The 26,505-nt window shown below is 51.5% G+C and carries 28 protein-coding genes; 13 read left to right on the top strand and 15 right to left on the bottom strand.

Annotated features, from left to right (window positions below):
* Positions 1-9: 9 nt before the first annotated feature.
* From glpK to fpr, 3 genes are all read left to right on the top strand, one after another.
* On the top strand, positions 10-1,518 hold the full coding sequence (glpK, locus tag FEM44_RS11300; protein WP_135523443.1) for a glycerol kinase GlpK: 1,509 nt from the start codon (positions 10-12) through the stop codon (positions 1,516-1,518).
* A gap of 198 nt (positions 1,519-1,716) precedes the next feature.
* Positions 1,717-2,727 (top strand): class II fructose-bisphosphatase, encoded by a 1,011-nt coding sequence (glpX, locus tag FEM44_RS11295; RefSeq protein WP_135523442.1) that lies wholly within the window; start codon positions 1,717-1,719, stop codon positions 2,725-2,727.
* A 96-nt stretch (positions 2,728-2,823) separates the two neighbouring features.
* Positions 2,824-3,570: a ferredoxin--NADP(+) reductase gene (gene fpr, locus FEM44_RS11290; protein WP_130258344.1), complete on the top strand. Its 747-nt coding sequence runs from the start codon at positions 2,824-2,826 to the stop codon at positions 3,568-3,570.
* 4 nt (positions 3,571-3,574) lie between these two features.
* Here fpr and uspD read toward each other — a convergent pair whose 3' ends face one another.
* From uspD to FEM44_RS11275, 3 genes are all read right to left on the bottom strand, one after another.
* Positions 3,575-4,003 carry a universal stress protein UspD gene (gene uspD, locus FEM44_RS11285; RefSeq protein WP_130259284.1) on the bottom strand — a complete coding sequence of 143 codons (429 nt, stop codon included), beginning with the start codon at positions 4,001-4,003 and terminating at the stop codon, positions 3,575-3,577.
* A gap of 26 nt (positions 4,004-4,029) precedes the next feature.
* Positions 4,030-4,329: a DUF406 domain-containing protein gene (locus FEM44_RS11280; RefSeq protein WP_032204720.1), complete on the bottom strand. Its 300-nt coding sequence runs from the start codon at positions 4,327-4,329 to the stop codon at positions 4,030-4,032.
* 211 nt (positions 4,330-4,540) lie between these two features.
* On the bottom strand, positions 4,541-4,981 hold the full coding sequence (locus FEM44_RS11275) for a DUF805 domain-containing protein (protein ID WP_135523441.1): 441 nt from the start codon (positions 4,979-4,981) through the stop codon (positions 4,541-4,543).
* A 100-nt stretch (positions 4,982-5,081) separates the two neighbouring features.
* Here FEM44_RS11275 and FEM44_RS11270 point away from each other — a divergent pair, with 100 nt between their 5' ends.
* Complete coding sequence (locus FEM44_RS11270; protein WP_135523440.1) at positions 5,082-5,681, top strand: YiiQ family protein; 600 nt, start codon at positions 5,082-5,084, stop codon at positions 5,679-5,681.
* Positions 5,682-5,788: 107 nt separating this feature from the next.
* Positions 5,789-6,556: a triose-phosphate isomerase gene (gene tpiA / locus FEM44_RS11265; RefSeq protein ID WP_130206626.1), complete on the top strand. Its 768-nt coding sequence runs from the start codon at positions 5,789-5,791 to the stop codon at positions 6,554-6,556.
* Positions 6,557-6,614: 58 nt separating this feature from the next.
* On the opposite strand, the gene cdh is transcribed toward tpiA, so the two are convergent.
* The 5 genes from cdh to cpxP form a co-directional block, all read right to left on the bottom strand.
* On the bottom strand, positions 6,615-7,370 hold the full coding sequence (gene cdh, locus FEM44_RS11260) for a CDP-diacylglycerol diphosphatase (protein ID WP_130215256.1): 756 nt from the start codon (positions 7,368-7,370) through the stop codon (positions 6,615-6,617).
* Between the two features lie 104 nt (positions 7,371-7,474).
* Complete coding sequence (gene sbp, locus FEM44_RS11255; RefSeq protein ID WP_130215254.1) at positions 7,475-8,464, bottom strand: sulfate/thiosulfate ABC transporter substrate-binding protein Sbp; 990 nt, start codon at positions 8,462-8,464, stop codon at positions 7,475-7,477.
* A gap of 310 nt (positions 8,465-8,774) precedes the next feature.
* Positions 8,775-9,737, bottom strand: a complete 963-nt coding sequence (gene pfkA, locus FEM44_RS11250) for a 6-phosphofructokinase (RefSeq protein WP_032185626.1) — start codon at positions 9,735-9,737, stop codon at positions 8,775-8,777.
* Between the two features lie 180 nt (positions 9,738-9,917).
* Positions 9,918-10,820 carry a CDF family cation-efflux transporter FieF gene (gene fieF, locus FEM44_RS11245; RefSeq protein WP_064530279.1) on the bottom strand — a complete coding sequence of 301 codons (903 nt, stop codon included), beginning with the start codon at positions 10,818-10,820 and terminating at the stop codon, positions 9,918-9,920.
* A 148-nt stretch (positions 10,821-10,968) separates the two neighbouring features.
* The gene (gene cpxP / locus FEM44_RS11240; RefSeq protein ID WP_135523475.1) at positions 10,969-11,469 is read right to left on the bottom strand and encodes a cell-envelope stress modulator CpxP; all 501 of its coding nucleotides are present in this window, start codon (positions 11,467-11,469) and stop codon (positions 10,969-10,971) included.
* A gap of 149 nt (positions 11,470-11,618) precedes the next feature.
* Between cpxP and cpxR the strand changes: the two genes are divergently transcribed.
* Positions 11,619-12,317: an envelope stress response regulator transcription factor CpxR gene (cpxR, locus tag FEM44_RS11235; protein WP_130206632.1), complete on the top strand. Its 699-nt coding sequence runs from the start codon at positions 11,619-11,621 to the stop codon at positions 12,315-12,317.
* Complete coding sequence (gene cpxA, locus FEM44_RS11230; protein ID WP_000580414.1) at positions 12,314-13,687, top strand: envelope stress sensor histidine kinase CpxA; 1,374 nt, start codon at positions 12,314-12,316, stop codon at positions 13,685-13,687. Before cpxR ends, cpxA begins: the two co-directional genes overlap by 4 nt.
* A 130-nt stretch (positions 13,688-13,817) precedes the next feature.
* Here cpxA and FEM44_RS11225 read toward each other — a convergent pair whose 3' ends face one another.
* Both FEM44_RS11225 and yiiM read right to left on the bottom strand, forming a co-directional pair.
* Positions 13,818-14,024, bottom strand: coding sequence for a hypothetical protein (locus tag FEM44_RS11225; RefSeq protein ID WP_135523439.1), 207 nt, complete (start codon positions 14,022-14,024; stop codon positions 13,818-13,820).
* 19 nt (positions 14,025-14,043) lie between these two features.
* A complete protein-coding gene (gene yiiM, locus FEM44_RS11220; protein WP_135523438.1) occupies positions 14,044-14,727 on the bottom strand; it encodes a 6-hydroxyaminopurine reductase in 684 nt (227 codons plus the stop codon).
* A gap of 152 nt (positions 14,728-14,879) precedes the next feature.
* Between yiiM and FEM44_RS11215 the strand changes: the two genes are divergently transcribed.
* Positions 14,880-15,770: a dihydrodipicolinate synthase family protein gene (locus tag FEM44_RS11215; protein ID WP_135523437.1), complete on the top strand. Its 891-nt coding sequence runs from the start codon at positions 14,880-14,882 to the stop codon at positions 15,768-15,770.
* Between the two features lie 55 nt (positions 15,771-15,825).
* Here the strand turns inward: FEM44_RS11215 and kdgT are convergent, their stop codons facing one another.
* Complete coding sequence (kdgT, locus tag FEM44_RS11210) at positions 15,826-16,809, bottom strand: 2-keto-3-deoxygluconate transporter (protein WP_130215248.1); 984 nt, start codon at positions 16,807-16,809, stop codon at positions 15,826-15,828.
* A gap of 259 nt (positions 16,810-17,068) precedes the next feature.
* Positions 17,069-17,689 carry a superoxide dismutase [Mn] gene (gene sodA, locus FEM44_RS11205; RefSeq protein ID WP_135523436.1) on the bottom strand — a complete coding sequence of 207 codons (621 nt, stop codon included), beginning with the start codon at positions 17,687-17,689 and terminating at the stop codon, positions 17,069-17,071.
* A 285-nt stretch (positions 17,690-17,974) separates the two neighbouring features.
* On the opposite strand from sodA, the gene rhaT reads away from it, so the two are divergent.
* Positions 17,975-19,009, top strand: a complete 1,035-nt coding sequence (rhaT, locus tag FEM44_RS11200) for an L-rhamnose/proton symporter RhaT (RefSeq protein ID WP_135523435.1) — start codon at positions 17,975-17,977, stop codon at positions 19,007-19,009.
* Here the strand turns inward: rhaT and rhaR are convergent.
* On the bottom strand, positions 19,006-19,854 hold the full coding sequence (gene rhaR / locus FEM44_RS11195; protein WP_135523434.1) for an HTH-type transcriptional activator RhaR: 849 nt from the start codon (positions 19,852-19,854) through the stop codon (positions 19,006-19,008). The genes rhaT and rhaR overlap by 4 nt on opposite strands.
* Positions 19,855-19,926: 72 nt before the next feature.
* Complete coding sequence (gene rhaS, locus FEM44_RS11190; RefSeq protein WP_135523433.1) at positions 19,927-20,763, bottom strand: HTH-type transcriptional activator RhaS; 837 nt, start codon at positions 20,761-20,763, stop codon at positions 19,927-19,929.
* Positions 20,764-21,050: 287 nt separating this feature from the next.
* On the opposite strand from rhaS, the gene rhaB reads away from it, so the two are divergent.
* The 4 genes from rhaB (at position 21,051) to rhaM (ending at position 25,559) form a co-directional block, all read left to right on the top strand.
* Positions 21,051-22,520, top strand: a complete 1,470-nt coding sequence (rhaB, locus tag FEM44_RS11185; RefSeq protein ID WP_135523431.1) for a rhamnulokinase — start codon at positions 21,051-21,053, stop codon at positions 22,518-22,520.
* Complete coding sequence (gene rhaA, locus FEM44_RS11180; protein ID WP_135523430.1) at positions 22,517-23,776, top strand: L-rhamnose isomerase; 1,260 nt, start codon at positions 22,517-22,519, stop codon at positions 23,774-23,776. The genes rhaB and rhaA overlap by 4 nt, the downstream gene beginning before the upstream one ends.
* A 634-nt stretch (positions 23,777-24,410) precedes the next feature.
* On the top strand, positions 24,411-25,235 hold the full coding sequence (rhaD, locus tag FEM44_RS11175) for a rhamnulose-1-phosphate aldolase (RefSeq protein ID WP_135523861.1): 825 nt from the start codon (positions 24,411-24,413) through the stop codon (positions 25,233-25,235).
* A gap of 9 nt (positions 25,236-25,244) precedes the next feature.
* Positions 25,245-25,559 (top strand): L-rhamnose mutarotase, encoded by a 315-nt coding sequence (gene rhaM / locus FEM44_RS11170; RefSeq protein WP_135523860.1) that lies wholly within the window; start codon positions 25,245-25,247, stop codon positions 25,557-25,559.
* A gap of 94 nt (positions 25,560-25,653) precedes the next feature.
* Here the strand turns inward: rhaM and FEM44_RS11165 are convergent, their stop codons facing one another.
* A complete protein-coding gene (locus FEM44_RS11165) occupies positions 25,654-26,394 on the bottom strand; it encodes a MipA/OmpV family protein (protein WP_130206640.1) in 741 nt (246 codons plus the stop codon).
* Positions 26,395-26,505 lie beyond the last annotated feature (111 nt).

Here is a 26,505-nt window from a genome sequence, read left to right as displayed (position 1 = left end):
CAATTAAACATGACTGAAAAAAAATATATCGTTGCGCTCGACCAGGGCACCACCAGCTCCCGCGCGGTCGTGATGGATCACGATGCCAATATCATTAGCGTGTCACAGCGCGAATTTGAGCAAATTTACCCAAAACCAGGCTGGGTAGAACACGACCCAATGGAAATCTGGGCCACCCAAAGCTCCACACTGGTAGAAGTGCTGGCGAAAGCAGATATTAATTCCGATCAAATCGCAGCTATCGGTATTACGAACCAGCGTGAAACCACCATCGTCTGGGAAAAAGAAACCGGCAAGCCTATCTATAACGCTATTGTCTGGCAGTGCCGTCGTACCGCCGAGATTTGCGAGCATCTCAAGCGTGACGGCATGGAAGAGTACATTCGTAACAACACCGGTCTGGTGATTGACCCGTACTTCTCTGGCACCAAAGTGAAGTGGATCCTTGACCATGTGGAAGGCTCCCGCGAGCGTGCACGCCGTGGTGAACTGCTGTTTGGTACGGTTGATACCTGGCTTATCTGGAAAATGACTCAGGGCCGCGTTCACGTCACTGATTACACTAATGCGTCTCGTACCATGTTGTTCAACATCCATACTCTGGACTGGGACGACAAAATGCTCGACGCGCTGGATATCCCACGCGAGATGCTGCCAGAAGTGCGTCGCTCTTCGGAAGTATACGGTCAGACCAACATTGGCGGCAAAGGCGGCACGCGTATTCCGATCGCCGGGATTGCGGGCGACCAGCAGGCGGCACTCTTCGGCCAGTTGTGCGTAAAAGAAGGGATGGCGAAGAATACCTACGGTACCGGTTGCTTTATGCTGATGAACACAGGCGAGAAAGCGGTGAAATCAGAAAACGGTCTGCTGACCACCATCGCCTGTGGCCCGAGCGGAGAAGTAAACTACGCGCTGGAAGGTGCGGTGTTTATGGCGGGCGCCTCGATTCAGTGGCTGCGCGATGAAATGAAGCTGATTAGCGACGCCGACGATTCCGAATACTTTGCCACCAAAGTGCAAAACACCAACGGCGTATATGTCGTTCCGGCCTTTACCGGTCTGGGCGCGCCGTACTGGGACCCGTATGCGCGCGGGGCGATTTTCGGTCTGACTCGTGGGGTGAACGCCAACCACATCATCCGCGCGACGCTGGAGTCTATCGCTTATCAGACGCGTGACGTGCTGGAAGCAATGCAGGCCGACTCAGGCATTCGTCTGCACGCCCTGCGCGTGGACGGTGGCGCGGTGGCAAATAACTTCCTGATGCAGTTCCAGTCCGATATTCTCGGCACGCGCGTTGAGCGCCCGGAAGTTCGCGAAGTGACTGCGTTGGGTGCGGCCTATCTTGCTGGTCTGGCGGTTGGCTTCTGGCAAAATCTCGACGAACTGCAAGAGAAAGCAGTGATTGAACGCGAGTTCCGTCCTGGCATCGAAACCACTGAGCGTAATTACCGTTACGCTGGCTGGAAAAAAGCGGTCAAACGCGCGATGGCGTGGGAAGAACACGACGAGTAATGTCAGGCACCTGAACCGATTGCCTGATGCTGATCGCCTGATGCGACGCTTACGCGTCTTATCAGGCCTACGAGTCGGATACATATCCGGCATCACACAGACTCTGAAATCGTGCGGGGGCAACCCCCGCACACATCAATAATCCGCTCCCTCCCCTGTGCTACACTTCGCGCCATTCCTTACTGCTTAGAGTTTGCTATGAGACGAGAACTTGCCATCGAATTTTCCCGCGTCACCGAATCTGCGGCGCTGGCTGGCTACAAATGGTTAGGACGCGGCGATAAAAACACCGCTGACGGCGCGGCGGTTAACGCCATGCGCATTATGCTCAACCAGGTCAACATTGACGGCACCATCGTCATTGGTGAAGGTGAAATCGACGAAGCACCGATGCTCTACATTGGTGAAAAAGTCGGTACTGGTCGCGGTGATGCAGTGGATATTGCTGTTGATCCGATTGAAGGCACGCGCATGACGGCGATGGGCCAGGCTAACGCGCTGGCGGTGCTGGCAGTAGGCGATAAAGGCTGCTTCCTCAACGCGCCAGATATGTATATGGAAAAGCTGATCGTCGGACCGGAAGCTAAGGGCGCCATTGACCTGAACCTGCCGCTGGCGGATAACCTGCGCAATGTTGCGGCAGCACTCGGCAAACCGTTAAGCGAACTGACGGTCACTATTCTGGCGAAACCGCGCCACGACGCGGTTATCGCAGAAATGCAACAACTCGGCGTGCGCGTGTTTGCCATTCCGGATGGTGACGTTGCAGCCTCAATTCTCACCTGTATGCCAGACAGCGAAGTTGACGTGCTGTACGGCATTGGCGGCGCGCCGGAAGGCGTGGTTTCTGCGGCGGTGATTCGGGCGTTAGATGGCGATATGAATGGCCGTCTGCTGGTGCGTCATGATGTCAAAGGCGACAACGCAGAAAATCGCCGCATTGGTGAACAGGAACTGGCACGCTGCAAAGCAATGGGCATCGAAGCGGGTAAAGTGTTGCGTCTGGGCGATATGGCGCGCAGCGATAATGTCATCTTTTCCGCAACCGGTATCACCAAGGGCGATCTACTGGAAGGTATTAGCCGCAAAGGCAATATCGCCACCACCGAAACGCTGCTGATCCGTGGCAAATCCCGCACTATTCGTCGCATTCAGTCGATTCACTATCTGGATCGTAAAGACCCGGATATGCAGGAGCACATTCTCTGAGTCATTTGATCGATTGAGCCTTCCAGTCCTTCGGGACTGGAATTTTTTTGCCCGGAGAACGAAGATAAGGCAAGTCAATCAAAACAGGAGAGAAACATGGCTGATTGGGTAACAGGCAAAGTCACTAAAGTGCAGAACTGGACCGACGCCCTGTTTAGTCTCACCGTTCACGCTCCCGTGCTTCCGTTTACCGCCGGGCAATTCACTAAACTTGGCCTTGAAATTGACGGCGAACGCGTCCAGCGCGCTTACTCCTACGTTAACTCGCCCGATAATCCCGATCTGGAGTTTTACCTGGTCACCGTCCCCGATGGCAAATTAAGCCCACGACTGGCGGCGCTAAAACCGGGTGATGAAGTGCAAGTGGTTAGTGAGGCGGCAGGCTTCTTTGTGCTGGATGAAGTACCGGACTGCGAAACGCTATGGATGCTGGCGACTGGCACGGCGATTGGCCCTTATTTATCGATTCTGCAATTGGGCAAAGATTTAGATCGCTTCAAAAACCTGGTGCTGGTTCACGCCGCACGATATGCCGCCGACTTAAGCTATCTGCCGCTGATGCAAGAACTGGAAAAACGCTACGAAGGGAAACTGCGCATTCAAACGGTGGTCAGTCGGGAAACGGCTGCGGGTTCGCTCACCGGGCGAATACCGGCGTTAATTGAAAGCGGTGAACTGGAAAACGCGGTTGGCCTGGCAATGGATAAAGAAACCAGTCATGTGATGCTCTGTGGTAATCCGCAAATGGTGCGCGATACGCAACAGCTGCTAAAAGAAACCCGGCAGATGACGAAACATTTACGTCGTCGACCGGGCCACATGACAGCGGAGCATTACTGGTAAGCGGTTACTTATCGATAAACGGCACGATGAGCAGGTCCGCATTCAACTTATTGATCATCCCGCGGTATGCCGGCATCAAACGGTTGATAAATGAGTGGTGATGACCACAGACAAGGAGGTCGCACTGCTCTTGTTGCATAATTTCCAGCAGTGTTTCCGGCATTTCTCCGCGCTCAATACGCAGTTTGGTCTTCGGCCACTGAATATTTTTCGTCAGTTTATACAGCTTGTTATCTGACTTATCTTTCAACAGTTGAAGAATATCTTCTGTTGCAGGGAAGTAAATGCCCGGATACAACTCGCTTAAGCCATCATCAATATGAATCAATGTCAGGTGAGCGTCATTATGTCTGGCGAGATCCAGGGCTTTGTTCACCAGTAAGGCATCTTCTTCATTTCCGGAAATTGCCACGCCAATGTGTTTATAAGCCATGTTTAACTCCTTCTAAAGCGACTCCATCAAGCTAACGAACGCAGGGATAACTCAAAAATAATCATCTCGGCCTGGCATGAGAAGGTGAAGGCCGCATCAAGCTCAACTTGCCCCTCCAGATCCTTAATCTTATAGGCCACACTGGCCCCTTCATCCGCAGAGGATGCAGTGGCGGCAAGCTCTTTCAGTTTGGTCATAAAGGACTCTGCTTCTTCGCGGGTGGCAAAAAAGCGCGAAAACTTACTGGTACAGTTGTCGTTATCAATCACCGTACCGATATCAATCGCACATCCTTTAGTACTGCATTTATCTACGACATCTTTCATAGGGCACCTCTGTATATTCGCCTCTCTGTCGATTACGACTTAAGAATAATGCGCCGTTAAGAGAAGAACAAACAAGTAATGATCTTATGGATTACCATTTTTTTTGATATTGCTTAAGGTGAGGAAATGAGGAGGATTTTCCGGGCATTGTTATTTCCAGCGTGGAAATAACGATCCCGGAAAAAAATAGCAATAAGAGATATATTAAAGGTTAATTACTTGATTTATTGTCGGCTTTATACTTCACATCCAGAGTATCTTTGCCAAATTTATTTTCGCCCTGCGTACCGACAAATGCGCCAAGATCAATAAGCATCATCACCAGAATCAACGTCGGGACAAAACGCCCCACCGTCCATTGCCAGACGCCCGGTAAAATCGCCCAATTACCCGCCAGCAGCATCCACGCTACAATCATTAAAAATGCCCATGCGCCGGAACGCCCGCGATCGTGCAGTCGTTTGACCGTTACTGCCGCTGTCGGCCAAAGTAAGCACACCAGGCAAAACGCGGCGGTCTGGATATCGACTAAGTTTTTACCTGCCAGTGAGAAAAGCACCAGCATGGCCGCGAACCAGAGGCCAATCCAAATCCAGAAATCACGGCGCCCAATACGCCCTTTAAACGAGAATAACCATTGCTGTATGGTCATGTAAGTTCCTTGATGGTTGTCTTTTCCAGGATTCTACCCTTTTGACAAGGGAGACAGATATCGTTTTAATCGGAGCCAGTCATAACAAAAGGTACTGTCGATGAAGCCAGGGTTTACGCTGTTTTTTCTCTTATGTTCTGCATCAGCCGTTAGCACAACGGTGCATGCACAAACACCAGGTACGGCGACCACTGCGCCCTATCTGCTTGCTGGCGCCCCTACCTTCGATCTCTCCATCAGCCAGTTTCGAGAAAACTTTAACAGCCAGAACCCCAACCTGCCACTGAACGAGTTTCGCGCCATCGATAGCAGCCCCGACAAAGCCAATCTGACTCGCGCCGCCAGTAAAATTAACGAGAACTTGTATGCCTCTACGGCGCTGGAGCGTGGCACTTTAAAAATCAAAAGCATTCAAATTACGTGGCTACCAATCCAGGGACCAGAGCAAAAAGCCGCCAAAGCGAAAGCTCATGAATACATGGCGGCGGTGATCCGCACACTCACCCCGCTGATGACCAAAACACAAAGTCAGAAAAAGCTGCTGTCGCTCCTTACTGCGGGGAAAAACAAACGTTATTACACCGAGACAGAAGGTGCACTGCGCTATGTTGTCGCGGACAACGGCGAAAAGGGACTGACCTTCGCTGTTGAACCGATTAAGCTGGCGCTATCTGAATCGCTTGAAGGGTTGAATAAATGACAAAAAGCAAAGCCTTTCCAGTGATGAATCTCTATACTGTTTCACAGACCTGCTGCCCCGCGGGGCGGCCATCTTCCTTTATTCGCTTATAAGCGTGGAGAATTAAAATGCGACATCCTTTAGTGATGGGTAACTGGAAACTGAACGGCAGCCGCCACATGGTTCACGAGCTGGTTTCTAACCTGCGTAAAGAGCTGGCAGGCGTTGATGGCTGTGGCGTTGCAATCGCGCCACCAGAAATGTACATCGATATGGCGAAGCGTGAAGCTGAAGGCAGCCACATCATGCTGGGTGCGCAGAACGTGGACCTGAACCTGTCCGGCGCATTCACTGGTGAAACCTCTGCTGCTATGCTGAAAGACATCGGCGCACAGTACATCATCATCGGTCACTCTGAACGTCGTACTTACCACAAAGAGTCTGACGAACTGATCGCGAAAAAATTCGCGGTGTTGAAAGAGCAGGGTCTGACTCCGGTTCTGTGCATCGGTGAAACCGAAGCTGAAAACGAAGCGGGCAAAACTGAAGAAGTTTGCGCACGTCAGATCGACGCGGTACTGAAAACTCAGGGTGCTGCGGCATTCGAAGGTGCGGTAATCGCTTACGAACCAGTATGGGCAATCGGCACTGGCAAATCTGCAACTCCGGCGCAGGCACAGGCTGTTCACAAATTTATCCGTGACCACATCGCTAAAGTTGACGCTAACATCGCTGAACAAGTGATCATCCAGTACGGCGGTTCTGTAAACGCATCTAACGCCGCAGAACTGTTCGCTCAGCCGGACATCGACGGCGCGCTGGTTGGCGGTGCTTCTCTGAAAGCTGACGCCTTCGCAGTGATCGTTAAAGCTGCAGAAGCGGCTAAACAGGCTTAAGCCTGACAGGTGCCGGATATCGCATCCGGCACTTAGCTTTCCTCAACAACTCCTCGCTTTAACGCAAAATCTCACACTGATGATCCTGAAGTTCCTCGGCTGAAGCACGATTCAGCGTCAGCAGATTGCGCTGCGTCGCCAGCAATACAAACGAGTTATCACTCTGTCGCACCATCGCCAGCGCGTAACTACCCATATGCTCCCGTGCCTCTGGTACTTCTTCTGCCAGCATCATAAACGGACTACGTTTCACCAACTCGCTTTCAGTTACCCTACGTGCCAGGTATTCATGCCCACGCAGCCCACCGGGCAGCGGTAACCAACGGGTGCTGATATTCGCCAGATTATTATCCAGTTGTTCGCGCACATCAGGACGAATACAAGAGATATGGATATGAAAATGGTTTTGCGTGCGCCCGGTACGGGAGTTAATCGCCAGAGATACCGCGCGATCGGGGACTGGCTGGCCGTATTTTTTGCTCATAAAATCACGCGCCTGCCAGGCTAACCAGAAGAAATTAGGCGTTGAAGGATCGGTTAACAATGGACTTTCAGTGCCGTTAATACGATACGTTGGCATCAACAAATATTGCAGAGGACCGTTGAGGTCTTTTAAAACCACATATCCGGCATTGGGTTTGACTTCCGCACATGGCGAAGGGTTTTGGTTTTGCTGCTGGTTGGGTAAACATTGCTCAAGGGCAATCTGGCGCAACGTGTCCGACTCTTCACCGGTCAATTTCCAGTAACCAATGCCTGCAGCAGCAACAGCGATAACCATCATCGCTAAAAAAAGAAGACCTGCTTTTTTCATCTTTTTTTCCCTGTACCTCAAAGAGATGCAAGGGTAACGCAAAATCGTGACAAATAAAAAACCCGGTCGCGAGATGCCACCGGGTCTGATTGCCTTCAACAAAATTAACGTTTGCTGATTTGGTCAAACGTTCCGCCGTTAGAGAAATGCTCTTTTTGCGCTTTCGTCCAGCCACCGAACTCTTCATCAATGGTGAATAACTTCAGCTTCGGAAAGGCATTTTCATATTTTTTCGCTACCTGAGGATCGCGCGGACGATAGTAGTTTTTAGCCGCAATCTCCTGGCCTTCTGGCGAGTAGAGATAGTTCAGGTAAGCTTCCGCCACCTCTTTAGTGCCTTTTTTCTCCACCACTTTATCGACAACTGACACCGTAGGCTCTGCGAGAATAGACTCGCTCGGCGTGACGATTTCGAATTTATCTTTCCCCAGTTCATTCGCCGCCAGCAGAGCTTCGTTTTCCCAGGCAATCAGCACGTCGCCAATACCCCGCTCAACAAAGGTATTCGTTGAACCGCGCGCGCCGGAATCCAGTACTTCGACGTTTTTATACAACGACTGCACGAATTCCTGCGCTTTTGCCTGATCGTTGTTGTTGTGATGCAGGGCGTATCCCCAGGCTGCCAGGTAGTTCCAGCGTGCACCACCAGAACTTTTCGGATTCGGGGTGATCACCGAAACACCTGGCTTAATCAAATCGTTCCAGTCGTGAATCTGTTTCGGATTGCCCTTACGCACCAGGAAGACAATGGTAGAAGTATAAGGTGCGGAGTTATCCGGCAGACGCTTGATCCACTCTTTATCGATACGACCACGTTCAGCAATGGCATCCACGTCATAGGCTAGTGCCAGCGTGACGACATCAGCTTCTATGCCATTGATTACCGACGTCGCCTGTTTACCCGAACCGCCGTGCGACTGGCGAATCACCACGTTATCGCCGGTTTGCTGTTTCCAGTGGGCGCTGAAGGCTTTGTTGTACTGCTCGTACAGTTCGCGCGTTGGATCATACGAAACGTTAAGAAGCTGAATATCCTTTGCCATAACGCTGGTCGCTGCCAGTAATAAAGTTAACCCTACGCCCCACTTGTTCATCGCCCGGCTCTCTTATGTTGTGTTGTGATGAACAAAGCGTGCCAGAAAGGGATTCAAACATTAAAGAATAAAAAAAGATTGGCTATAACTTGCGGGTATATATGGGGGAGTTAAAAAGGCGGAAGAAATCCGCCTCATATTGCTGACAAAGTGCGTTTTGTTCATGCCGGATGCAGCTTATCCGGCCTACAAAAGCTTGCAAACTCAATAGATTGCAGAATTCATGTAGGCCTGATAAGCGAAGCGCATCAGGCATTTTTGCCTCTGTCATCGGTTTCAGGCTAAAGAAATCTGCCTTTTCCCGAAATCATTAATACAGTTTTTTCGCGCAGTCCAGCCAGTCACCTTTGAACGGACGCTTCATGTTTTCGATAGCATCGATGATGTCATGGTGAACCAGTTGTTCGTTCTGAATACCTACGCAACGACCACCGTAGCCTGCCAGCAGCAGATCGATAGCGTAAGCGCCCATACGGGAAGCCAGAATACGGTCGTAAGGTACCGGGGAACCACCACGCTGGATGTGGCCCAGCACAGTTGCGCGGGTTTCACGGCCAGTTTCTTTTTCGATGAAGTGTGCCAGCTCGTCGACGTCACACATATGTTCAGTGATCGCCACAATCGCGTGTTTTTTACCTTTCGCGATACCGGCTTTGATTTCGTTTACCAGATCGTCACGGCTGAATTCAACTTCCGGAACCACAACGAATTCACAGCCACCAGCAATAGCCGCAGCCAGAGTCAGATCGCCACAGTAGCGGCCCATCACTTCCACCACGGAAATACGCTGGTGAGAAGAAGAGGTGTCACGCAGACGGTCGATAGCTTCAACAACGGTGCTCAATGCCGTGAAGAAACCAATGGTGTAGTCAGTACCTTTGATGTCGTTGTCGATGGTGCCCGGCAGGCCGATGCACGGGAAGCCCATTTCGGTCAAACGCATTGCACCCATGTAGGAACCGTCACCGCCGATAACCACCAGCGCGTCGATACCACGTTTTTTCAGGTTTTCGATAGCCACGGCGCGGATGTTCTCGTCGCGGAATTCCGGGAAGCGCGCAGAACCGAGGAATGTACCACCACGGTTGATCATGTCAGACACGCTGTAACGGTCTAGCTGTACCATACGGTCTTCATACAGACCCAGATAGCCGTCATAAATACCCATTACTTCCAGACCTTCTGTCAGCGCAGAACGAACAACCCCGCGAATTGCGGCGTTCATGCCTGGCGCATCACCGCCGCTTGTCAACACACCGATTTTCTTAATCATGACTACCTCTGAACTTTGGAATGCAAAATGAAATCTGTTGCCGGAAGTCTTCTTGCACATCGAAGTGATCCAACGAATGTGCAAATAGTATAACAATCACTTCCTGCTGAATTGATTCAGGTCAGGCCAAATGGCGGTATTTTATACACAAAATGCGGGTCTGGCTCTCTTTTGTACGGATTATGAAAGCGTAGACCGTTTACTCTCCCTGGGTACGACAGAACAAGGATCCTGATGGATAATCACATCTGAACCCGGAAAACGCCGTAAAATAGCCTGCTCTACCTGATCCGCCACCATATGTGCCTGAACCAAAGGCAGAGAGTCTTCCATTTCCAAATGAATCTGAATAAAGCGGGTCGGCCCTGACTGCCGCGTGCGAAGATCGTGAGCGCCGCTAACTCCCGGCCAGGAAGTCACGATATCAATAATTTCCTGTCGTTCGCCATCGGGCAGCGCGCGATCCAATAATGACTGGACCGCCTCATACCCCATGCGTAACGCGCTATATAAAATATAGATGCCGATTCCCAAAGCAAACAGGGCATCAGCACGATGCCAGCCGTACCAGGACAATCCCAGCGCCAGCAAAATCGCGCCGTTCATCATAACATCAGACTGATAATGTAGCATATCTGCCCGCACTGCCTGGCTTTGCGTCCGGCGAACGACCCAACGCTGAAACGAGACAAGAATAATCGTACAAATTAGCGCCACAATAGTCACGATAACCCCAACACCCGGGTCTTTCATCGGTGTCGGAGAAACCAAATGCTGAATACCGGTCAAAAACAGGAACAGCGCGGAGCCGGAGATAAACATACTTTGCGCCAGCGCGGCGAGCGATTCAGCTTTACCGTGACCAAAGGAGTGATTATCGTCGGCAGGTTGTAGTGAGTAACGCACGACCAATAAGTTAGTCAATGACGCGCCGATATCCACCAGCGAATCCACCAGCGCAGCGAGAATACTCACTGATCCGGTATACCACCATGCAAAAATTTTAATCAGTAATAACAGCGAAGCCATCGCCGTTGCAGCAATCGCTGCCCGACTGACCAGCTGCCCATAAGATTGATTCATAAATACTCCCGCTATCAACTGACGGTAGTATAACGGATGCAAATCATCTGCAATGCATCAAGTAACAGGCAAATTGCGGATAAAAAAAACCCCCACTTCATGTGGGGGAAGACAGGGATGGTGTCTATGGCAAGGAAAACAGGGTTTACTACTGGGAACGTGAGTTGCTACTACTCAATAGCTTCAACGATGAACTTTTTTGCCATTGCGTCACGTCGCGCAACTGTTCCATTCGTTGTTGATGTTTCTTGTTTAAAACCGCTTGCTGCTCCGGCGTTAACAGGCGATACATTTGGTTGCGGACTTTTGCCATCTCAACCTGACGAGCTATTTGCTCGTTCGCCATTTTTTCTGCCTGTGCGCGCACAGCGTTTTCATCAAAATTTTCTGCGGTGACAAGGCGATGCATTGTCTCCAGTTCGCTAACATTAACAGGTGGCTGTTCGTGCCGGGCCTGTTGCATAAGATCTCGCATCTGCTGACGCTGATGTTCAGTTAAACTTATGCCGTCGAACATATGGCTCTGCGTACTGCGCTGCGCAAGTTCTTCGCCCGGATGCCAGTTATCGCCTGAACCGACTTCAGCAGCGTGGCTTAATGAACTGACTGCCAGCGTTGAGGCCATGACGGCAGCGGTAACTATGCGCATCATTTGCTCCCAAAATCTTTCTGTCGCGATTCAACGATAGAGAGTTTACGATTCAGGCTGCAAACATGCGTCAGGGGGTGTAAAACAACGTAAAGTCATGGATTAGCGACGTCTGATGACGTAATTTCTGCCTCGGAGGTATTTAAACAATGAATAAAATCCTGTTAGTTGATGATGACCGAGAGCTGACATCCCTGTTAAAGGAGCTGCTCGAGATGGAAGGCTTCAACGTGATTGTTGCCCACGACGGGGAACAAGCGCTTGCTCTTCTGGACGACAGCATTGATTTACTTTTGCTTGATGTGATGATGCCGAAGAAAAATGGTATCGACACATTGAAGGCACTTCGCCAGACACACCAGACGCCAGTCATTATGTTGACGGCTCGCGGCAGTGAACTTGATCGCGTCCTCGGCCTTGAGCTGGGTGCGGATGACTATCTCCCGAAACCGTTTAACGACCGTGAACTGGTTGCGCGTATTCGCGCGATCCTGCGCCGTTCGCACTGGAGCGAGCAACAGCAGAACAGCGATAACGGTTCGCCGACGCTGGAAGTTGACGCCTTAGTGCTGAATCCAGGCCGTCAGGAAGCCAGCTTCGACGGGCAAACACTGGAGTTAACCGGTACTGAATTTACCCTGCTCTACCTACTGGCGCAGCATCTGGGTCAGGTGGTTTCTCGCGAGCATTTAAGCCAGGAAGTACTGGGCAAACGCCTGACGCCTTTCGACCGTGCTATCGATATGCATATTTCCAACCTGCGTCGTAAGCTGCCGGATCGTAAAGACGGTCATCCGTGGTTTAAAACATTGCGTGGTCGCGGCTATCTGATGGTTTCCGCTTCATGATAGGCAGCTTAACCGCGCGCATCTTCGCCATCTTCTGGCTGACGCTGGCGCTGGTGTTGATGCTGGTTTTGATGTTACCCAAGCTCGACTCTCGCCAGATGACCGAGCTTCTGGATAGCGAACAGCGTCAGGGGCTGATGATTGAGCAGCATGTCGAAGCGGAACTGGCGAACGATCCACCCAACGATTTAATGTGGTGGCGTCGCCTGTTCCGGGCCATTGATAAGTGGGCGCCACCAGGCCAGCGTTTATTACTGGTGACCACTGAAGGCCGCGTGATCGGCGCTGAACGCAGCGAAATGCAGATCATTCGCAACTTTATTGGTCAGGCCGATAACGCCGATCACCCGCAAAAGAAAAAGTATGGTCGCGTGGAACTGGTCGGCCCGTTCTCTGTGCGTGATGGCGAAGATAATTATCAACTTTATCTGATTCGTCCGGCCAGCAGTTCTCAATCCGATTTCATCAACTTACTGTTTGACCGTCCGCTATTACTGCTGATTGTCACCATGTTGGTCAGTACGCCGCTGCTGTTGTGGTTGGCCTGGAGTCTGGCAAAACCGGCGCGTAAGCTGAAAAACGCTGCCGATGAAGTTGCCCAGGGGAACTTACGCCAGCACCCGGAACTGGAAGCGGGGCCACAGGAATTTCTCGCTGCCGGTGCCAGTTTTAACCAGATGGTAACCGCGCTGGAGCGCATGATGACCTCCCAGCAGCGCCTGCTTTCTGATATCTCTCACGAGCTGCGCACACCGCTGACGCGTCTGCAACTGGGTACGGCGTTACTGCGTCGTCGTAGTGGTGAAAGCAAGGAACTGGAGCGTATTGAAACCGAAGCCCAGCGTCTGGACAGCATGATCAACGACCTGTTGGTAATGTCACGTAATCAGCAGAAAAACGCGCTGGTGAGCGAGACAATCAAAGCCAACCAGTTGTGGAACGAAGTGCTGGATAACGCGGCATTCGAAGCGGAGCAGATGGGCAAGTCGTTTACGGTTAACTTCCCACCAGGGCCGTGGCCGCTGTACGGCAACCCAAATGCCCTGGAAAGTGCGCTGGAAAACATTGTTCGTAATGCCCTGCGTTATTCCCATACGAAGATTGAAGTGGGCTTTGCGGTAGATAAAGACGGTATCACCATTACGGTGGATGACGATGGTCCTGGCGTTAGCCCGGAAGATCGCGAACAAATTTTCCGTCCGTTCTATCGTACAGATGAAGCGCGCGATCGTGAATCTGGCGGTACAGGTCTGGGGCTGGCGATTGTCGAAACCGCCATTCAGCAGCACCGTGGTTGGGTGAAAGCGGAAGACAGCCCGCTGGGCGGTTTACGTCTGGTGATTTGGCTGCCGCTGTATAAGCGGAGTTAACCATCGCACAGGGCAGCTTTTGTAGGCCGGATAAGGCGTTTACGCCGCATCCGGCGTTTCAGCAGAATGCCTGATGCGACGCTGGTCGCGTCTTATCAGGCCTACTCTCTACGATGCCAATTTCATTGAGTCAGTCATCAATCCCGTTGAGAATACTCTCCACGTCTTCACCATCCAGACCATATTCTTCCATCACAGCTTTAAGCTGCTCATACATTTCAGCCAACGTTTCACCGTCTAACTCGAAAATATCATTGACCGATTCCAGGTGATACTCTTCAAACAGAATATGCTTAACTGCAGCGCGTATTTCCGTAATATTTTCATTCGATTCCATAATCTCTCGCTATAATCTGTTAGTTTTTACTGCTTCCCCACAAACGCCGCGAATTATCTTCAATCTTGCCGCTAAGTCGGCGTTTCTGCATCGTCCGCGTCCAGCTTTTCGATAGCCCGGCTGCGGAAAGCAAACGGTGATACTGCTCATCATCAAACGGCATATGCCATGCGATAGCTATTGCCTCCTGCACGGTGACATCGCTGACGCGAGAAACCAGCTCCAGCGGCGCATCCGCAGATACCAACCCCGGCGCAATCACGCTATACAGCCAGCCAACTTTACCGGCGTTTTGCATCAACTGCGCCATGTCGCTGATGTCAAAATGGTAATTGAGTTTGTAGCACGGAGAGCGCGGCTGGGTGACCTGAATCAACGCCTCTCCCCAGCGGAAAATATCGCCAATATAAACATTGCTTTCCGTCAGGCCGTCGGTTGAGAGGTTTTCACCAAACGCAGGCGCAACAAACAAATCTGCCTGTTCCGGAAATTCCCGCGCCCAGTAGAGATAATGCTCGCGAGGATAATGACACAGCGCCCTGTCCGGCCCACCGTGAACTATTTTCTCTGCCTGCTTATCACCTTCCAGCCCCAGTTCTGTCAACATCAACTCGCCATCGACCTGGATTTTCGCAATCGCACTTGGTCGGCTTTCCGGATAATCCCGAACTTTGCCTGCGTATACATCAACTGGATATCGCATCTGTTCCCTCTCCACCGAGAAATTTCCCCATTAGACCATATTTATTTTACGTCAGGCGCGCAAAATGAGAGCACGGTTCACATGACGACGTCTTAGAAATGTTATCAATGAGATGAATTTGAAACGCCATTTCATTATCAGGAGTGTACAACGTGACCGAGCAAATACAGTTTTCTGGCGTCTGGTGCCCTTCCATTACGCCAATGGATAAAGACGGTAATGTGGATCTTAACGGACTGAAGAAGCATCTGCAGCGGCTAACAGAAGCCAATATTGATGTGATATTGCTGATGGGCAGCATTGGTGAATTTGCCTCTTTCACCCTCGAAGAGAGACTCATGCTTATCCGCGAAGCGCGTTCCATGAGCACATTAAAAATGGTCGCTAACGTTTCTTCCACCTGCACACACGATGTATTGCTGATGGCACAAGAAGCGTATCGCGTTGGGTACGATGCGGTGATGATCCTCCCGCCTTACTACTACGGCCAGACGGCAAAGCAATTATTAAGCTATTTCCGCCATCTGGGGCGCGAATTACAGGGCAAATGGTTCGCATATAACTTCCCGGCGCGGACCGGTTGTGATTTAACCCCAGATCTGGTCGCCACACTGGCGAGTGAGTTTCCTGAGTTTGCCGGAATTAAAGATACCGTCGATTGCCAGTCACACACCCGCAGCATGATTCAGGCAACCCAGTCCGTTCGTTCTGATTTTGCTGTGCTTTCGGGCTATGACGAGTATTACATTCCTAATTTGCTGGCTGGCGGCGCGGGAATAATATCCGGCCTGAACAACGTTATGCCGGAGCTGTTTGTTGAAGCACGCGAAGCCTTCAAGAATGGCAATCTCGCAGCCCTACACGAAATTCAGCAACAGATCGGCACCTATATGTCCATTTACGCCATCGGTGAAGATTTTGTCACCACCATCAAGACGGTGGTATCACGTAAATTTGGTTACTGCACAGGAGTGTCGCGCAATGCTGGTGGGGAGTTAACAGAAAGCGAATGTCGGACGATTGATGAGGTATTTGTTATTTAAGGTAAAACGCCGGATGAACGTCAATTCATCCGGCGATGATATGGAATAAGAGAGATTATTTCACCGTACCCAGAATTTCGATCTTCGCCGCTCTGGCTTTGGCTTTACGTGACCAGACAGAGGTAAGAATTGGCACCAGAATCGAAGTCACAATTACCGCCGTCGCCACCAACGAAGTTGCCGCAGGCGCCATCGGTTTAAAGGCCGGGATCATTTCCGCAATCAGTACCGGCGTTGCCACCGCGGCCCCGGCAGAACTGGAGGCGGCAATTCCGGCGGTGCCATCGCCACCGCCAATCAATTTATCGGCAATAATCAACGGTATACCGGTCACGATAATCACCGCCACACCCAACAGGATCCCCAACAAACCTGTCTGGGCAATCACGGTTAAATCAATGGTATTGCCCAGCGCGAAGGCAAAGAACGGAATCAGCGTCTGCACTGCTTTGCTAAAAAACTCGCGCAATTCAGGATCAAGGTTCCCCAGCGCGAAGCCCACCAGGAACGGCAATACTGCGCCAACGAAAACATGCGGTTCAAACGAAGCAATCCCGGCGGTTCCCAGAATAATCATCGTCATTAGCGGACCAGACTCCAGCGACATCAACACAAATGCCCCGGCCTCTTCTTTGGTGCCGTACTGCTGCATGATAGAGGCATACAGACCGCCGTTGGTCATGTCCATTGCCGCCACCAGCGCCAGCGTTGAAAGCCCGGCAAAAAATCCGACTTCGACACCGTGCTCAGGAATAATGCGCGAAGCAATTGCCGCAACCACCCATGCGACGGCAATTTTGGTTACCACCAACGTACCGGATTTACGCAACACCGTTCCCGTCGCGCTTAATTTGATAGACGCCCCCATGCAGAAAAACCACACCGCCAGGATAGGCACCGTGCCAGTAATCATCCCGTTAGTGAATGATCCAAAATATTTCCCCGCCCCCGGCGAGAAGGTATGACACAGTGCGCCAAGGAACAGCGGGATGAGCATCATCCCCCCCGGGATTTTCTCTATCGTGCGTTTTATCTGCATTTCCATCACCTGTTGGCATATTTTTATAGGCTGATGCGAAGTTCCTTAACGATGCATCAGTGTTGATGGAAATGAAGATAGACATTCAACAGAGCAATAAAAGTGATCAAAACCACATCAATTGAAACGTTGTTTTATTTTTATAGGATCATTGTTTTTATTTTGAAATTGATCACAAAAAAACCACCGCTATGTGCGATGGTTTGTTTTTTCTGCTGAAAAACGGCGTAAACGCCTCATTGCAGCAGGCAATATGCGATTATTTTTTCGCCGCGAAACGTGCCGCAGCTTCGTCCCAGTTCACTACGTTCCAGAACTCTTTGATGTAGTCAGGACGGCGGTTCTGGAATTTCAGGTAGTAAGCGTGTTCCCACACATCCAGACCCAGAACAGGGAAACCGGAAGCGCCAGAAATGGCTTCGCCCATCAGCGGAGAGTCCTGGTTAGCAGTAGAAACCACCGCCAGTTTATCGCCTTTCAGCACCAGCCATGCCCAGCCGGAACCAAAGCGGGAAGCTGCCGCTTTTTCAAATTCTGCTTTGAAGTTATCAACGGAACCGAAATCACGTTCGATAGCCGCTTTCAGATCGCCCTGCAGGGTGGTGCCTTTTTTCAGGCCTTTCCAGAACAGGCTGTGGTTGGCGTGACCACCAGCGTTGTTGCGCAGCACGGTTTTTTTGTCTGCTGGCAGCTGGTCCAGTTTGGTGATCAGCTCTTCAACCGGCAGGTTAGCGAATTCTGGCAGGTTTTCCAGCGCCGCATTGGCGTTGTTGACGTAGGCCTGATGGTGTTTGGTGTGGTGGATTTCCATGGTCTGCTTATCGAAGTGCGGTTCCAGGGCATCGTAAGCATACGGCAGGGATGGCAGGGTATAGCTCATATTCATCTCCAGTATTGTCGGGCGGCCGATTGTTAATGCCGCGTAAGCAGTTGGTTCATTATAGTTAATTAAATGATATTGAAAATGATTATCAATGCCGCACTTTTCGTAAGGATATGGTTTTGCAGAAAAATGCCTGAGATGTGAACCAAATCACCCACTTAATGCCTTGATTGCCAGTAAATCGGCAACGGCGGCAACAGGCGAAAGGTTAATCGACCGCACGATTTTTACACTCATCTCGTCGGAGATGTGACGCGACGAAAAAATGATGAGGATAAAAGAATGAGTAACGCGATTACGATGGGGATATTTTGGCATTTGATCGGCGCGGCCAGTGCAGCCTGTTTTTACGCTCCGTTCAAAAAAGTAAAACAGTGGTCATGGGAAACCATGTGGTCGGTGGGAGGGATTGTTTCGTGGATTATTCTGCCGTGGGCCATCAGCGCCATGCTACTACCTGATTTCTGGGCGTATTACAGCTCGTTTAACCTCTCTACCCTGCTGCCTGTTTTTCTGTTCGGCGCGATGTGGGGGATTGGTAATATCAACTATGGCCTGACCATGCGTTATCTCGGCATGTCGATGGGGATTGGTATCGCCATTGGCATTACCTTGATTGTTGGCACGCTGATGACACCGATTATCAACGGTAATTTCAATCTGCTGATTAACACCGACGGTGGGCGCATGACGTTGCTTGGCGTACTGGTGGCGCTGATTGGCGTAGGAATTGTGACCCGCGCCGGGCAGTTGAAAGAGCGCAAAATGGGCATTAAAGCCGAAGAGTTCAACCTGAAAAAAGGGCTGGTGCTGGCGGTAATGTGTGGCATTTTTTCTGCCGGGATGTCTTTTGCGATGAATGCCGCAAAACCGATGCATGAAGCGGCTGCCGCGCTAGGCGTCGACCCGCTGTATGTCGCTCTGCCAAGCTATGTTGTCATCATGGGTGGCGGCGCGATCATCAATCTCGGCTTCTGTTTTATTCGTCTGGCAAAAGTGAAAGATTTGTCGCTAAAAGCCGACTTCTCGCTGGCAAAACCGCTGATCATCCACAACGTATTGCTCTCGGCACTGGGCGGTTTGATGTGGTATCTGCAATTCTTTTTCTATGCCTGGGGCCACGCCCGCATTCCGGCGCAGTATGACTACATCAGTTGGATGCTGCATATGAGTTTCTATGTATTGTGCGGCGGTATCGTCGGGCTGGTCCTGAAAGAGTGGAACAATGCAGGCCGCCGTCCGGTAACGGTATTGAGCCTCGGTTGTGTGGTGATTATTGTCGCCGCCAACATCGTCGGTATGGGAATGGCGAATTAATCTTTCTGCGAACTGAGATGACGCCACTGGCTGGGCGTCATCCCGGTTTCCCGGGTAAATACCACCGAAAAATAGTTACTATCTTCAAAGCCACATTCGGTCGAAATATCGCTGATTAACAGGCGGCTATGCTGGAGAAGATATTGCGCATGGCAAATGCGCACCTGACGGAGATACTGGTTGATAGTCATGCCAGTCTGCTGGCGAAATTGCTGGCGCAAAACGCGTTCACTGCACGACGCCTCATCACAAAATTTATCCAGCGCAAAAGGACTTTTCAGACTGGCCGCCAGCCGGGTGATCAGCTTATCCAGCAACGTTTCGCAGGATGTTGGCGACAACGAGTCACTGGTGTAACGGTGGCGCTTCAGCAACATAACCAATTGACCGAACAGCAGTTCCGCCAGCTCATTGGCGAACGGCGCGTGCTGACTGCTTTCATGCTCAAGCTGGCCAATCACCTGTCTCGCTTGCGCCATGCCCGCACTGCCTAAACGCCAGTGCGGTTGCCCTTCGCTACCGTTAAATCCCGGAATAGCCTCCTGCCAATCCAGGTTAAGTATCAACCGCTCCGGGCAATAAATAATGTTTTGCAAAACCAAATCATTAACAGAAGCGTAGGAGTGTTTGTCTTCGGCTCGAATATAAAAAAGATCGCCCCGGGTAATGCGATAAGGGCGATCGTTAAGAACATGCAAGCCGTTACCGCGCCAGATAATTACCAGCTCACAAAAATCATGTGTATGTTCAGCAAAGACATCCTGAGGATAACGATCGGCGACGGCAACCGCTTGCTGCTCGCTGGCAAAAAAATCTTTTTTGAGAAGAATTAACTGATTAGCCACCGTGCCACCTCGGACAGAAAACGCATTCGATTATTCGCAAGCTGGCGCGGGAATACGTTGAGAAAATTCGCGTTATTGCAGAAAGCCATCCCGTCCCTGGCGAATATCTCGGGGTGACCAGTTAAATTCGCGGCGAAAAAGCGTCGAAAAGTGGTTACTGTCGCTGAATCCACAGTGATAAGCGATATCGGTGACACTTGCCTCGCTGTGGCGTAACAGATGACGTGCTTTCATCAGTCGCAGGCGGTTCAGATAGCGCTGGGGCGTCAGGCCCGTTTGCTGCTTTAGCTGGCGGTGCAGTGTGCGCAGTGAAAGAGAAAATTGATCCGCTACGGCTTCCCAATTCACCTCGTCGGCAAAATGATCTTCCAGCCACGCCAGCAGTAAGTTCAGGCGTGACGCGCTGTTGTCCATGCCCTCCTGCAAACTGCTTTTACGCAGCAAGAGCAGTAATTGCATAAACAGGATTTCACGATTGGCTTTCGACGGTAAATCACTGGCTCCAGTCTGCTGTTCCAGTTGTGCAACCAGTTGTCGCACCTGCTGTAATACGCTGTGGTTAACGCGCCAGTGAGAAGGATACTGTCCGTCCTGCTCTTGTGGCAGCAACTGATTCAGCCCAGCGAGAAATTGAAATCGATCCGGTGAGCGATAGAGCACATTGGTCAGACACAGATTATCGGTATGTTCATACAGATGCCGATCATGATCGCGCACGAAACAGACCGTTCCCCCCGTGATGGTATAGGGCTGTCCGTTAAAAACGTGGATACCCGTGCCATGCTCCACAATCACAATCTCATGAAAATCATGATGATGTTCAGGAAAATCCGCCTGTGGAAGCCGGGGTTCTATTGCCACGGACGCGTTACCAGACGGAAAAAAATCCACACTATGTAATACGGTCATACCGGCCTCCTGATGTCGTCAACATGGCGGAATAGTAATCACGAGATCAGGTTCTTACCTTAAATTTTCGACGGCAAATCGCGTAAAAAATGTCTATTTTTCAAGATGCAGCGTGAATTTTCAGGAAATGCGGCGAGCATCACATCGCCACAATTCGGCAAATTGTGAACACCATCACGTTCATCTTTCCCTGGTTGCCAATGGCGCATTTTCCTGTCAGTAACGAGAAGGTAGCGAAGTCGGGCGCTTCTTAGACTGGGCGTAATGAAACTTAGAAGGATCTCATTATGACCTTTCGCTACTGCGTCGCCGTTGATCTTGGCGCATCCAGTGGGCGCGTAATGCTGGCGCGTTACCACCGTGAATCCCGTAGCCTGACGCTGCGTGAAATCCATCGTTTTACCAATGGTCTGTATTACCAGAGCGGTTATGCCACCTGGGATGTCGATAGTCTGGAAAACGCCATTCGCCTTGGGTTAAACAAGGTATGCGAGGAAGGGATTCATATCAATAGCATCGGCATTGATACCTGGGGCGTGGACTATGTGCTGCTGGATCAACACGGTCAGCGCGTCGGTTTACCGATTTCCTATCGTGATAGCCGCACTAACGGACTGATGACATTGGCACAGCAGCAAATTGGCAAACGCGATATTTATCAGCGTAGCGGCATCCAGTTTCTGCCCTTCAATACGATCTATCAGCTACGTGCGCTGACGGAGCAACAACCTGAACTTATCCCGCACATTGCTCACGCTCTGCTGATGCCGGATTACTTTAGTTATCGTCTGACCGGCAAGATGAACTGGGAATACACCAACGCCACCACCACGCAACTGGTCAATATCAATAGCGATGACTGGGATGACTCCCTGCTGGCGTGGAGCGGCGCCAACAAAGCCTGGTTTGGTCGCCCGACGCATCCAGGTAATGTCATTGGTCACTGGATTTGCCCGCAGGGTAATGAAATTCCGGTAGTCGCCGTTGCCAGCCATGATACCGCCAGCGCGGTTATCGCCTCGCCGTTAAACGGTTCACGCGCCGCTTATCTCTCCTCCGGCACCTGGTCATTGATGGGCTTCGAAAGCCAGACGCCATTCACCAATGATGCGGCGCTGGCAACCAACATCACCAATGAAGGCGGTGCGGAAGGTCGCTATCGGGTGCTGAAAAATATCATGGGTTTATGGCTGCTTCAGCGAGTGCTTCAGGAGCGGCAAATCAACGATCTCCCGACGCTTATCGCCGCGACACAGGCACTCCCGGCCTGTCGCTTCATCATCAATCCCAATGACGATCGCTTTATTAATCCTGACGAGATGTGCAGCGAAATTCAGGCAGCGTGTCGGGAAACGGCGCAACCGATCCCAGAAAGTGATGCTGAACTGGCGCGCTGTATTTTCGACAGTCTGACGCTGCTGTATGCCGACGTACTGCACGAACTGGCGCAGCTACGCGGTGAAGATTTCTCGCAACTGCATATTGTCGGCGGCGGCAGCCAGAACGCACTGCTCAACCAGTTGTGTGCCGATGCCTGCGGTATTCGGGTGATCGCCGGGCCAGTTGAAGCCTCGACGCTCGGCAATATCGGCATCCAGTTAATGACGCTGGATGAACTCAACAATGTGGATGATTTCCGTCAGGTCGTAAGCGCCACCGCGAATCTGACCACCTTTACCCCTAATCCTGACAGTGAAATTGCCCACTATGTGGCGCGGATTCACTCTACACGACAGACAAAGGAGCTTTGCGCATGACCACTCAACTGGAACAGGCCTGGAAACTGGCGAAACAGCGTTTCGCGGCGGTAGGGATTGATGTCGAGGAGGCGCTGCGCCAACTTGATCGCTTACCCGTTTCAATGCACTGCTGGCAGGGCGATGATGTTTCTGGTTTTGAAAACCCGGAAGGTTCGCTGACTGGGGGTATTCAGGCCACCGGACACTACCCGGGCAAAGCGCGCAATGCCGAAGAGCTACGCGCCGATCTGGAACAGGCGATGCGGCTGATTCCTGGGCCTAAACGGCTTAACTTACATGCCATCTATCTGGAGTCAGACACGCCAGTCTCGCGCGACCAAATCAAACCAGAGCACTTCAAAAACTGGGTTGAATGGGCGAAAGCCAATCAGCTCGGTCTGGATTTTAACCCCTCCTGTTTTTCGCATCCGCTAAGCGCCGATGGCTTTACGCTCTCGCATCCCGACGACCGCATTCGCCAGTTCTGGATTGACCACTGTAAGGCCAGCCGTCGCGTTTCGGCCTATTTTGGCGAGCAACTTGGTACGCCATCGGTGATGAACATCTGGATACCGGATGGCATGAAAGATATCACCGTTGACCGTCTCGCCCCGCGCCAGCGTTTGCTGGCAGCACTGGATGAAGTAATCAGCGAAAAGCTGAACCCTGCGCACCATATCGACGCGGTAGAGAGCAAATTGTTTGGTATTGGCGCGGAGAGCTACACGGTTGGCTCCAATGAGTTTTACATGGGATATGCCACCAGCCGCCAGACTGCGCTGTGCCTGGATGCCGGACACTTCCACCCGACCGAAGTCATTTCCGACAAGATTTCCGCCGCCATGCTGTATGTGCCGCAGTTGCTGCTGCACGTCAGCCGTCCGGTACGCTGGGATAGCGATCACGTGGTGCTGCTGGATGATGAAACCCAGGCAATTGCCAGTGAGATTGTTCGTCATGACCTGTTTGACCGGGTACATATCGGTCTCGACTTCTTCGATGCCTCTATCAACCGCATTGCCGCGTGGGTCATTGGCACGCGCAATATGAAAAAAGCCCTGCTGCGTGCGTTGTTAGAACCGACAGCCGAACTGCGCAAGCTGGAAGCGGCGGGCGATTACACCGCGCGACTGGCGCTGCTGGAAGAACAGAAATCGTTGCCGTGGCAGGCGGTGTGGGAAATGTATTGCCAGCGTCACGATACACCAGCGGGTAGCGAATGGCTGGAGAGCGTGCGGGCTTATGAGAATACGATTTTGCGTCAGCGTGGGTAAAAACCGCCGGATGCGGCGCGAGCGCCTTATCCGGCCTACGGGTCAGCAACAGTTGTAGGCCTGATAAGACGCGACAGCGTCGCATCAGGCATTGATTGCCGGATGCGGCGCGAGTGCCTTATCCGGCCTACGGGTCAGCAACAGTTGTAGGCCTGATAAGACGCGACAGCGTCGCATCAGGTGCTGATTGCCGGATGCGGCGCAAGCGCCTTATCCGGCCTACGGGTCGGCAACAGTTGTAGGCCTGATAAGACGCGACAGCGTCGCATCAGGTGCTGATTGCCGGATGCGGCGCAAGCGCCTTATCCGGCCTACGGGTCGGCAACAGTTGTAGGCCTGATAAGACGCGACAGCGTCGCATCAGGCGTTGATTGCCGGATGCGGCGCGAGTGCCTTATCCGGCCTACGGGTCGGCAACAGTTGTAGGCCTGATAAGACGCGACAGCGTCGCATCAGGCATTGATTGCCGGATGCGGCGCGAGTGCCTTATCCGGCCTACGGGTCAGCAACAGTTGTAGGCCTGATAAGACGCGACAGCGTCGCATCAGGCGTTGATTGCCGGATGCGGCGCGAGTGCCTTATCCGGCCTACGGATCGTGCATCCGACAACACTGAATTTACAGGAACACAGAACATGCAAAACATTACCCAGTCCTGGTTTGTCCAGGGAATGATCAAAGCCACAACCGACGCCTGGCTGAAAGGCTGGGACGAGCGCAACGGCGGTAACCTGACGCTGCGCCTGGATGACGCCGATATCGCGCCTTATCACGACAGCTTCCATCCACAACCGCGCTATATTCCGTTAAGCCAGCCAATGCCTTTACTGGCAAATACACCGTTTATCGTCACCGGCTCCGGCAAATTCTTTCGTAACGTCCAGCTCGATCCCGCTGCCAATTTAGGCGTCGTAAAAGTCGACAGCGACGGCGCGGGCTACCATATTCTCTGGGGGCTAACCCACGAAGCCGTCCCAACTTCTGAACTTCCGGCACACTTTCTCTCCCATTGCGAACGCATTAAAGCCACCAACGGTAAAGATCGGGTAATCATGCACTGCCACGCCACCAACCTGATCGCCCTCACCTATGTGCTGGAAAACGACACGGCAGTCTTCACCCGCCAACTGTGGGAAGGCAGCACCGAGTGCCTGGTGGTATTCCCGGACGGCGTTGGCATTTTGCCGTGGATGGTGCCCGGCACGGACGAAATTGGCCAGGCCACCGCGCAGGAAATGCAAAAACACTCACTGGCTCTCTGGCCTTTCCACGGCGTCTTCGGCAGCGGTCCGACGCTGGACGAAGCGTTTGGCCTGATCGATACCGCAGAAAAATCGGCGGAAGTGTTAGTGAAAATATATTCGATGGGCGGCATGAAAAAGACCATCAGCCGTGAAGAGTTGATAGCCCTCGGCAAGCGTTTCGGCGTTACCCCACTGGCTAGCGCGCTGGCACTATAAGGAGCAAACATGATCCGCAAAGCCTTTGTGATGCAGGTAAACTCCGATGCCCACGCAGAGTATCAGCGTCGGCATAACCCAGTCTGGCCGGAACTGGAAGCAGTATTGAAATCCCACGGCGCGCATAGCTACGCCATCTATCTCGACAGCACGCGTAATTTGCTGTTTGCCACGGTAGAGATTGAATCTGAAGAACGGTGGAATGCGGTTGCCAGCACTGAAGTCTGCCAACGTTGGTGGCAGCATATGAAGGACGTGATGCCCGCTAATCCGGATAACAGCCCGGTCAGTAGCGATCTGCAAGAAGTGTTTTACCTGGCATAATCCACTGCGGTGCCGGATACCCCTCCGACACCGCGATTACAATTGGTTAATATCGATTTCGCTGACGCAATTTATCCAACATCTCCCGGGTCCATTAAAAACGCCAACTCACGCCGGTGACAAAAGTAAAACTTTCATTACGGTCAATCATTGGGCTGTTAGTAATCTCTTCTGGCAGCTCACTGTATCCGGCACTCGCCATTAATACGACGTGTTCTCCGATGGGGTATTTTGCCGTCAGGCTGACATAAGGCACCCAGGCATCTTGCGCGGTATAACTCGCCAGACCGCTGCGACGAGACTCGCTCTCTGAAATGCCATAGTAATAGTCACTGAAATTCTCGTCATAATAGAGAACGCCAAGAGCAGGTGTCAGCGAAAGGCGACCTATCTGCATTTTGTGGAATAACGATAACTCACCTACCCAACCGTTACTGTTATCCAGAACATCAGCCGCCGCAGAAGCTTTCACGGTCCCCCAACGCTCATGGTGATACCAGGCAACTCCCGCCATTGCCGTACTGTCACGCTTATCGAGTTGTTGCATAGCATGGTCGTCATTATCGGCAGGATCAAATTCCAGCGGCATCCAGGATGCAGTCAGGCTAAGTTCATTTTTTTCACTTTGCGACAGAATAAAACCTAACGTCGTCTGGCGAACATAAAAAGAATCGCCCTCATAACTGATCAGCGGAATTGCTTTGGTATTTTCATTATAACCACGATAAGGCGATTCATTATAAACTGCGCCAGCACCAACAGATAATTCTGCGGCAGTTGCACTTGCCATAAAAGGCATAAAAAATAACGCCACAATATTGCGGTTAATTAACATATCCGACATTCCATTTTAAATTAAGATAAAAAAGAGTCGGCATAGTAATACTTACAATTTCTCCGGTGCAAGATTCATATTTATATAGTAATATATAAAATTATATATAAG

It is taken from the genome of Escherichia sp. E4742 (assembly GCF_005843885.1).
Classification (GTDB): Bacteria; Pseudomonadota; Gammaproteobacteria; order Enterobacterales; family Enterobacteriaceae; genus Escherichia.
This window is presented reverse-complemented; position numbering and strand designations above follow the sequence as displayed.

Bases quoted from the DNA above. Each gene is read 5' to 3' on its own strand.
- rhaA (WP_135523430.1), top strand. From the start codon at position 22,517: ATGACCACTCAACTGGAACAGGCCTGGAAACTGGCGAAACAGCGTTTC.
- cpxA (WP_000580414.1), top strand. From the start codon at position 12,314: ATGATAGGCAGCTTAACCGCGCGCATCTTCGCCATCTTCTGGCTGACG.
- glpK (WP_135523443.1), top strand. From the start codon at position 10: ATGACTGAAAAAAAATATATCGTTGCGCTCGACCAGGGCACCACCAGC.
- rhaM (WP_135523860.1), top strand. From the start codon at position 25,245: ATGATCCGCAAAGCCTTTGTGATGCAGGTAAACTCCGATGCCCACGCA.
- rhaD (WP_135523861.1), top strand. From the start codon at position 24,411: ATGCAAAACATTACCCAGTCCTGGTTTGTCCAGGGAATGATCAAAGCC.
- rhaB (WP_135523431.1), top strand. From the start codon at position 21,051: ATGACCTTTCGCTACTGCGTCGCCGTTGATCTTGGCGCATCCAGTGGG.
- pfkA (WP_032185626.1), bottom strand. From the start codon at position 9,737: ATGATTAAGAAAATCGGTGTGTTGACAAGCGGCGGTGATGCGCCAGGC.
- fieF (WP_064530279.1), bottom strand. From the start codon at position 10,820: ATGAATCAATCTTATGGGCAGCTGGTCAGTCGGGCAGCGATTGCTGCA.
- sbp (WP_130215254.1), bottom strand. From the start codon at position 8,464: ATGAACAAGTGGGGCGTAGGGTTAACTTTATTACTGGCAGCGACCAGC.
- fpr (WP_130258344.1), top strand. From the start codon at position 2,824: ATGGCTGATTGGGTAACAGGCAAAGTCACTAAAGTGCAGAACTGGACC.
- FEM44_RS11165 (WP_130206640.1), bottom strand. From the start codon at position 26,394: ATGTTAATTAACCGCAATATTGTGGCGTTATTTTTTATGCCTTTTATG.
- FEM44_RS11225 (WP_135523439.1), bottom strand. From the start codon at position 14,024: ATGGAATCGAATGAAAATATTACGGAAATACGCGCTGCAGTTAAGCAT.
- sodA (WP_135523436.1), bottom strand. From the start codon at position 17,689: ATGAGCTATACCCTGCCATCCCTGCCGTATGCTTACGATGCCCTGGAA.
- tpiA (WP_130206626.1), top strand. From the start codon at position 5,789: ATGCGACATCCTTTAGTGATGGGTAACTGGAAACTGAACGGCAGCCGC.
- kdgT (WP_130215248.1), bottom strand. From the start codon at position 16,809: ATGCAGATAAAACGCACGATAGAGAAAATCCCGGGGGGGATGATGCTC.
- uspD (WP_130259284.1), bottom strand. From the start codon at position 4,003: ATGGCTTATAAACACATTGGCGTGGCAATTTCCGGAAATGAAGAAGAT.
- FEM44_RS11280 (WP_032204720.1), bottom strand. From the start codon at position 4,329: ATGAAAGATGTCGTAGATAAATGCAGTACTAAAGGATGTGCGATTGAT.
- FEM44_RS11275 (WP_135523441.1), bottom strand. From the start codon at position 4,981: ATGACCATACAGCAATGGTTATTCTCGTTTAAAGGGCGTATTGGGCGC.
- cpxP (WP_135523475.1), bottom strand. From the start codon at position 11,469: ATGCGCATAGTTACCGCTGCCGTCATGGCCTCAACGCTGGCAGTCAGT.
- cdh (WP_130215256.1), bottom strand. From the start codon at position 7,370: ATGAAAAAAGCAGGTCTTCTTTTTTTAGCGATGATGGTTATCGCTGTT.
- glpX (WP_135523442.1), top strand. From the start codon at position 1,717: ATGAGACGAGAACTTGCCATCGAATTTTCCCGCGTCACCGAATCTGCG.
- cpxR (WP_130206632.1), top strand. From the start codon at position 11,619: ATGAATAAAATCCTGTTAGTTGATGATGACCGAGAGCTGACATCCCTG.
- rhaS (WP_135523433.1), bottom strand. From the start codon at position 20,763: ATGACCGTATTACATAGTGTGGATTTTTTTCCGTCTGGTAACGCGTCC.
- FEM44_RS11270 (WP_135523440.1), top strand. From the start codon at position 5,082: ATGAAGCCAGGGTTTACGCTGTTTTTTCTCTTATGTTCTGCATCAGCC.
- rhaT (WP_135523435.1), top strand. From the start codon at position 17,975: ATGAGTAACGCGATTACGATGGGGATATTTTGGCATTTGATCGGCGCG.
- yiiM (WP_135523438.1), bottom strand. From the start codon at position 14,727: ATGCGATATCCAGTTGATGTATACGCAGGCAAAGTTCGGGATTATCCG.